The 4,405-nt window shown below is 37.7% G+C and carries 4 protein-coding genes; all 4 read left to right on the top strand.

Features of this window, described 5'->3' with window-relative positions; genetic code table 11:
* The coding region (locus HRG09_RS27525; protein ID WP_217448191.1) for a DUF5592 family protein at positions 1–282 on the top strand (282 nt) is incomplete at its 5' end.
* Between the two features lie 13 nt (positions 283–295).
* Positions 296–1,156: a hypothetical protein gene (locus HRG09_RS27520; protein WP_174103983.1), complete on the top strand. Its 861-nt coding sequence runs from the start codon at positions 296–298 to the stop codon at positions 1,154–1,156.
* Between the two features lie 9 nt (positions 1,157–1,165).
* Positions 1,166–3,106 carry a VirB4 family type IV secretion system protein gene (locus HRG09_RS27515; RefSeq protein WP_174103982.1) on the top strand — a complete coding sequence of 647 codons (1,941 nt, stop codon included), beginning with the start codon at positions 1,166–1,168 and terminating at the stop codon, positions 3,104–3,106.
* 3 nt (positions 3,107–3,109) lie between these two features.
* Entirely contained in the window at positions 3,110–4,231 is a 1,122-nt protein-coding gene (locus HRG09_RS27510) for a bifunctional lytic transglycosylase/C40 family peptidase (RefSeq protein ID WP_174103981.1), read from the top strand.
* The last annotated feature ends 174 nt before the right edge of the window (positions 4,232–4,405 follow it).

Below are 4,405 nucleotides of genomic sequence, written 5' to 3'. Positions count from 1 at the left end.
TATCGCATTCCAAAGGAAATACGAACCGAATTAAAGATTAACAAAGTGCTATTTCTTTTTGACCTACTGTTTATCATAGGGCTTGTGGTTTTCACGATGACGACTAAGCCCTTGGTTCATCCGATGTTACAAATTCCCTTTTATATTTTTATGTTAATCGTAGGAGTCCTTTTAATTGTCCGTCCCAATACAAACCCGCAAAAACGAATGTTTGAGGTGCTGTTTATTATGTTAGCTAGAAAGCGTTCTACGTATTGTGCAATCGACCAGGAACAAGACTAAAGGAGGAAATGGAATGGCATTATTCAATGAAAAAGAAATGAATAGTGGAGTAGGAAAGAAGAGCGAAGCCAAGCCGTCCCCGCAATTGCCAAAGCAAGAAAAAATGCCAGGGAGAGTCGTAAAAATCAAAGGATTTCAGGAAAAGAAAGAAGCACAACAGGCGGTTGCTCCTTTGAGAGAAGATGAAATATCAGTAAAGAAAAAGAAGAAAAACTTGATGCAACATCTTGGAAAAAAGAAAAAAGATGTTGTGAAAAAAACAGCGAAGATTGACGAGGATTCGGGAAGCAAAGGGAAGACAGAAAAAGAGAAGAAAGCAAAAAAAGCCAAAAAGAAAGAGAAGCCACCTCATATCAAAAAGAGCATTGCTGAGGTGATTCCGATTATTGATATGACAGAATCAGGGGTCTTTGAATTTCGAGAAGAACAAGGTTTTGTAGATATCTTACAGATCCAGGGTACAGATATTTATTCCATGAACGAGGAAGAAGCAGAGTATGCGATTTATCACCTTGCACATTATTATCAATCATACCAAGAGTCTATCAAAATTGTATCTATGAATTTTCCAGTTTCTACAGAACGACAACAACGTTTTCTACTGAAGAAAATTGAAACATGCCAGAATCCGTTATATGAACGCTTCCTCGTACAAAAATTGAAAGAACTTCAGTATTTAGAGTGGGGGCGCACAAACCGGGAGTACTTTTTATTTGTGTATGGTGAGAACGAATTTGTTGTGAAAGAGCGGGTGGAATCGTCAAAACGGTACTTACAACGATGCATCCCATTGTTAGAGATGGAAGAGGAAAAGAAGATAGAAATTTTATATAAGTTGCATAATCAAAATTCAAAAATTGGTACAAAAAAATAAGAAGAGGTGATGAATGTGTCTGTACTTAATTTTTTAAAGAGAAAGCAAAAGAAAGAAGAGAAAAAAGAAAAGAAACAAATCAGTAAGGAATTCGTTGCCCAGATTCAACCGCAAGGGGGAATAAAATTCCAAGAAGTATATGTTCAAGGTGGAGATGGATTACAATCTTGCATTCATGTATACGGGTATCAAACAACAGTAAATGACTTTTGGTTAGAACCAATCATGAATATGCCGAATGTGATTACAACGCTTGATATTATCAGTGATAGCCGAAAAATTGTGGTTGAATCGATTAATAAATCAATGGCAGAACAAAGCGTTCGACATGCGAACGCGAAAGATAATATTGAGCGTATTGAAGCGGAACAACAGTTTAATGAGCTAGAAACGTTATATCAACAAGTATCAAAAGGAGAGGTGCTGAAGCGCGTACATTTACGCATTTATATTTCAGCACGAACGATGGCAGAGCTAGAAAAACAAGCAAAAGAAGTCATGGAAACATTAGAATCTTATAATTTTAGAGGTGCCATATTCCTAAATGAACAAGAACATGAGTGGGCATCTCTTACATCGAGTTTTGAGATGCAAAAGAAATATATCAATAAACGAAATGGGAAAGAAATACCGGCGCTTTCTTTAGCGGGAGGATTTCCATTTCACTTTACATTTCTAAATGATCCATATGGTATTTACTATGGCACAACCAAAACAAAGGGGAGTGTCATTTTTGATTTGTTCCATAAAGATAAACAACGAAAGAGTTATAACGGCGTTGTAATTGGAAAGATGGGTGCCGGCAAGTCTACCTTATTGAAAAAAATTATGAGTGACAATGCAATGAAGGGATATAAGATTCGTGGGTTTGATATTACAGGTGAGTTTGAAGATATTGTGCAAGAGTATAACGGGAAGCAAATTGCATTAGATGGATCGGAAGGACAAATCAATCCGCTTCAAGTATATAAAACGGCTAAAACAGAAGAAGGTTCGTTTACCCAGCATTTATCTAAAATGAGTATCTTTTATCGCTTTATTGCGCCAGAAGCAAAAGATGATGAAATTAAGGAGTATGAGAATTTACTGCGTAAAATGTATGTAGCTAAGAAATTATGGAGTGATGAATCAGGAGCTGTCAATCATATTACGAGTTTACCAGCAAAGGAATATCCGATTTTCTCCGATTATTTACATTTTGTTCGTACAGAATTATATGAAGATATAAAGAAAGGAATCTACCGTTCTAATGTGAGTCCGACTCGTAAGGAACGGCTAGAACTGATTGAATTAAATCTTATTAATTTAGTAGACAATTATGGACATTTATATAACGGTATTTCCACGATAGAAGATTTCTCTAAAGAGCAAATCGTCTTTTTTTCATTGCGCCATCTCATGAGTTTAAAAGAAGAAATCTATCAAGCACAGATTTTCAGTGTGATGAACTTGATGTGGGATGAGATGTTAGAAAACGGATTGCCACAGTGGAAAGCCTTTGATAGAAAAGAAATACAATTTGAAGATGTGATTCGTTATCTCATTATCATGGATGAAGCCCATCATTTAATTAATACGAGTGAACGTAGTCAACATGCGGTGGATTTCACGATTAAGTTTAGCCGAGAAGCACGTAAATATTTTGCAGGGATTGTATTTGCAAGTCATTCTATCCGAGACTTTGTGCCAGAGGATGCAAGTGTGGCAGCAGTAGAAAAAATTAAGACACTCTTTGAGCTTACGCAGTACAAATTTATTATGCAACAAGACAGCAACAATCTAGACATGTTACGACGAGTGTTTGCGGGACAAATCAGTACAAGTGAACTGAATGAAATACCGTTTTTACCAACAGGAGATGTGCTCTTATGTATCAGTGCCGTAAAGAATATTTTATTTAAAGTCGATGTGACAGAGGAAGAGTTAGCGGTATTTGGAGGAGGGGCATAATTCATGCATCTTGTACTGAAGATCATTCCGAAAAAGTGGCTGATAGTGATTGCTTTGAGTCTACTTTTTCTCCTTGGAACTTTTCTTATAGGAGCTACCATGACACTAATCGGTGGGATGGAAGGGAATAAAAAACAAGGGAATATTACATACCCACAAGGTGGTATGGGGACAGCAAATGTTTCAGCCGAAGTGTTGAAATGGGAGCCGACAATTCGGAAATATGCACAGGAATTTGGTGTAGAAGCGTTTGTCCCACTAATGTTGGCTCAGATGATGCAAGAAAGTGGCGGACGAGGACTAGATCCCATGCAATCTTCTGAAGGAGCGTATAACACAAAGTACTGTAAAGCACCAAACTGTATTACGGATCCTGATTACTCCATTTGGGCAGGAGTACAGGAATTTAAGCATGCAATTGAGCGAGCGGGTGTAACGGGACCAGGTGATATGGATCACATAAAAACCGCCTTGCAAGCCTACAACTTTGGAACAGGATTCTTTGATTTTATTGCAAAAAACGGTGGGAAATACACAAAAGAATTAGCGATTCAGTTCTCCGCAGAAACCTATCAGAAAGTAAAACATACGGGTATATATCGTTGTGTAAGACCTGAGATGATACCCTATGGGGCATGCTACGGCGACGCACTTTATGTTGATGCCGTATTGAAATATTATATACCTGGTGTACCAGTAAATGGCGGTGGAGGAAGCGCAGGAGGCGGTTCATCTGGCTCGCAAGTTGCTGATGTAGGGCGTCAATGGATTGGACGTTCTACGTATGTATTTGGTGGTGGAAGAAAACAATCTGAAATTGCTGTAGGTATATTTGATTGTTCAAGTTTTGTCCGCTGGGCATTTGAACAAGTGGGAATGAATGTGGGGTCTGTGGGACTGGTGAGTACAGAAACTTTGAATAAAATTGGTACACAAATTTCACCAATGGAAATGAAAGCTGGTGATGTTATTTTCTTTGATACGTATAAACACGATGGTCATGTTGGGATTGTCATTGACCAAAATACATTCATTGGTTGTCAAACGAATAAAGGAGTTTCAATCGAAAATCTATCGAATCCATACTGGAGTCGGGTCTTTAAAGGGCATGTAAGACGTTTCTAAAATGATAACAAAACTGGATAGGAGATTACAAGTTAAGGAGGCGGAATGAGTGAGTGAAACGAATGAAAAAGATAAAAGAAAAGTCTGGTTTGTAACGCTTGCAATTGTGATTGCAGGCGTTACTTTTTTGAACATCTTTTTGTATTCTCGTAACGATGAAACGGGTAATGTAAA

Source organism: Bacillus sp. Xin1, from assembly GCF_013314535.1.
GTDB lineage: Bacteria > Bacillota > Bacilli > Bacillales > Bacillaceae_G > Bacillus_A.
This window is presented reverse-complemented; position numbering and strand designations above follow the sequence as displayed.

What these genes read in the sequence shown, in the direction of transcription:
- HRG09_RS27520 (WP_174103983.1), top strand. Translation starts at nt 296, where the DNA reads ATGGCATTATTCAATGAAAAAGAAATGAATAGTGGAGTAGGAAAGAAG.
- HRG09_RS27515 (WP_174103982.1), top strand. Translation starts at nt 1,166, where the DNA reads ATGAATGTGTCTGTACTTAATTTTTTAAAGAGAAAGCAAAAGAAAGAA.
- HRG09_RS27510 (WP_174103981.1), top strand. Translation starts at nt 3,110, where the DNA reads ATGCATCTTGTACTGAAGATCATTCCGAAAAAGTGGCTGATAGTGATT.